Raw genomic sequence first — 2,717 nt, forward strand, 5'->3', positions numbered from 1 at the left:
TAACGAGGTGGAGATTGAATGGGAAACACCTGAAGTAACTGCTTTCCAAATCGAGGATGAGGTTGAAGTAACTTATCAATTTGGGGTAGTCAGTTCTACCGGCAACGGTGTTCTTCGAAGAGTGAATCGATTTTGGTCTGAAGACGATGAGTTCTACAAAGAAGAAAGTGCCTTATCGTTTACAAAAGAAGAAGCTAGCACCATCATCGCAATGATTGCGAGTAATATGGATAAAATGACTTCGTACGAAGATATGTAAATCCTAATTTCCGATTCGATCGTCATTTATAATAAACAAAAAACAGGTATTAAGGTTTCCCTAATACCTGTTTTTTTGATTTTTTATTGGCAAAACAATTTAGATTCTAAGCTGTTTTTAACATAACATGCTACCAGATGAATTTTTCGAATTACTCAGATGGACGTATTGTTTGGTAAGCCAGTGACTCCCAAAACGATGTGTCTTTATTTTCAATCGAACCATCTGCAATTGCATGAACTGTTGCTTCAAGAGTAGTAATAGTTTGTTTAATCAAATAGCCGTTACTCTTTTGCCCTAACACATATGAGTCGTATTCATGATCGGACATTCCACGCATTTCAAATAATAGTGTCGATATACCGTATTCTACGGCTATACCGTTTCTGCTGATTGTTTCAGCAGAGCCCCCGCTGTATTTACCGAGGTGACCCCAGCCTTTTTCATCAATTGCTTCAAACACAACTGCACCTAGTTGTTTCGACTTTTCTACTACTTCGGGATCGGCATTTGGAGTTGTCGGATATAGAATCGACCCAGAAACAAGCTTACCGTCCCTTTCACTTCTTGCTCCTTGATGATGAAGATCAATCATATAATCAATATTATATTTCTTCATTACATTATTATGCAGTGCTTTTGTTTCTGGTTGGATTTTAGTTACATGATCACGGTTCAAATCTACTTCCGCAGCATTATATCGAGTTAAATTTCGATCTCCCTTTGCGATATAATCATCAAGAGAGAAGTCCACATCACCCATTGCGCCGTCTGCATTCAGCATAGGAACAATTAAGATATTCACCTCGTCTGTAACACCTTTCATCTTGTTTGTACCTAGATGTTTAATAAATTCAAGAGCACCCTCAGTTGTAAGTTGTTCATTTCCGTGCTGTTGGGTTAAAAACAGAATCGTAGGATTTTCAGGGTTTTTCATATATTTTGCCAGATATAAATCCCTTCCCTTGATACTTTGGCCAATTACTTCAAGTTCCATATCTTGTTGTTTTGCTTCTTCTTTTTTTAGGTAGTCTACCATTTCATCATAAGTATGGAGTATCGAAGTATTAATCGTTTCATTCCCTCCATAAGTAGGACCATTTCCGACCGCGTTGGCAATAGGAGAACCGAAGGACGATACGCTGAGCATCATCGCTCCAGCAATGGATAAACTAAGAACGGTTTTCTTCATACAATTTCCTCCTTTGTTTTCAACATTTTTTCCAATATCATTCAAATTTTTTCATATTTAGTTGGTTGGTTTATTAGATGTAAGCGGAATTTTCTCGTAATCTTCCGGATTCAATGTTTCAACTGAACCATCAGCTACCGCTTCGATAATTCCAGTAAGACCTTGTTCAACTGATTTTACAAGTTGTCCTTTTTCTTTCTGGCCCATCATTTGAGTCTGTCCTCTTACTTCAAAAAGGACTGTTCCGCTGCCATTTAATGCATAGCTACCAAGTGCTGTTCCTGGAAGGTCAAGTCCTTGGGAATAAAGAGAGATATTCGTAAATTTAGAGTTACCGTAAGATTGCAGCTCATTGTAAGCAGCTACATTTAATTGTCTTGAATAATCGTACCTATAGTTTTCCGCATATTCGGCGTATTTAGCACCTTCCGACGTATTTGGATCTGGAACAAACTGTGCGGATAAGGAAAGCGTTACTTCATCATCTGTACCATCTACGTAGGACATACCTTGATGATGAAGATCGATGAAGACATCTACAATTCCGTACTCATCTTTTAATGATTTATATACATCTCGAGCAGTCTGTGATTCTGGAGTAATGAACCAACCTGGTGTATTAGAAGCACCAGGAAAATCTTGTGCTTCCGGCACATAATTTAGATTTGGATTGAAGTCGCGGTTTACGTCAAAACCAGGATTTTCCCCATAGTTATAACTTTGGCTGATGCCTCGGTCCAAATAGTTCCATGATGGTGTCGTACCAGTGAGTTGTGGAAAATTGTATAGGACTTCATCCCATGTCATACTGTTTCTCCGTTTATCAGCCTCAGATGCATCTGGATTCATCATGGGCATAAAAACAATGGTAACTTCTTCACGGATTTTCTTTGCTTCTTTTGAATTTGTGGAAAGGCTTTTTAGGAGATTTAAAAGAGCGACCGTACCAGTTTTTTCATTACCATGAATTTCACTTTGAATAAGAATAACTTTGTCACCTGTTCCAACTTTTGCAGTGTATATATCCAATCCTTTATGAGATTGACCAACGACATCTACCTGTACAACACCATTGCTTGTCTTCTCAAGTTGTTTAAGGGTTTTTTGGAGCTCCCCATGACTGATAAAACCAGAGATAGAGTATTCATGATGATGTGTTTCTTGTTTAACCATATCCGCAGCATAAACAGGGAAAGCTAAGCTTGTACATAGCCCTAAAATACCTATTGTACTAACCACTTTTTTCTTCAATACGATCACTCCTTC

2 protein-coding genes and 1 pseudogene are annotated in these 2,717 nt (G+C 38.1%); 1 reads left to right on the forward strand and 2 read right to left on the reverse strand.

Annotated features, from left to right (window positions below; all coding sequences use genetic code 11):
• Nucleotides 1–259, forward strand: a pseudogene (locus tag WBG45_RS06665) (hypothetical protein); the annotation flags it as partial.
• A gap of 151 nt (nucleotides 260–410) precedes the next feature.
• Here the strand turns inward: WBG45_RS06665 and WBG45_RS06670 are convergent.
• Nucleotides 411–1,451 carry a M14 family zinc carboxypeptidase gene (locus tag WBG45_RS06670; protein ID WP_424413122.1) on the reverse strand — a complete coding sequence of 347 codons (1,041 nt, stop codon included), beginning with the start codon at nucleotides 1,449–1,451 and terminating at the stop codon, nucleotides 411–413.
• A 57-nt stretch (nucleotides 1,452–1,508) separates the two neighbouring features.
• Nucleotides 1,509–2,702, reverse strand: coding sequence for a M14 family zinc carboxypeptidase (locus tag WBG45_RS06675; protein WP_424413124.1), 1,194 nt, complete (start codon nucleotides 2,700–2,702; stop codon nucleotides 1,509–1,511).
• Nucleotides 2,703–2,717: the final 15 nt, after the last annotated feature.

The sequence above is a fragment of the Paenisporosarcina sp. genome, assembly GCF_049671445.1.
Classification (GTDB): Bacteria; Bacillota; Bacilli; order Bacillales_A; family Planococcaceae; genus Paenisporosarcina.

Coding starts and splice junctions, on each gene's coding strand:
- WBG45_RS06670 (WP_424413122.1), bottom strand. CDS start 1,451: ATGAAGAAAACCGTTCTTAGTTTATCCATTGCTGGAGCGATGATGCTC.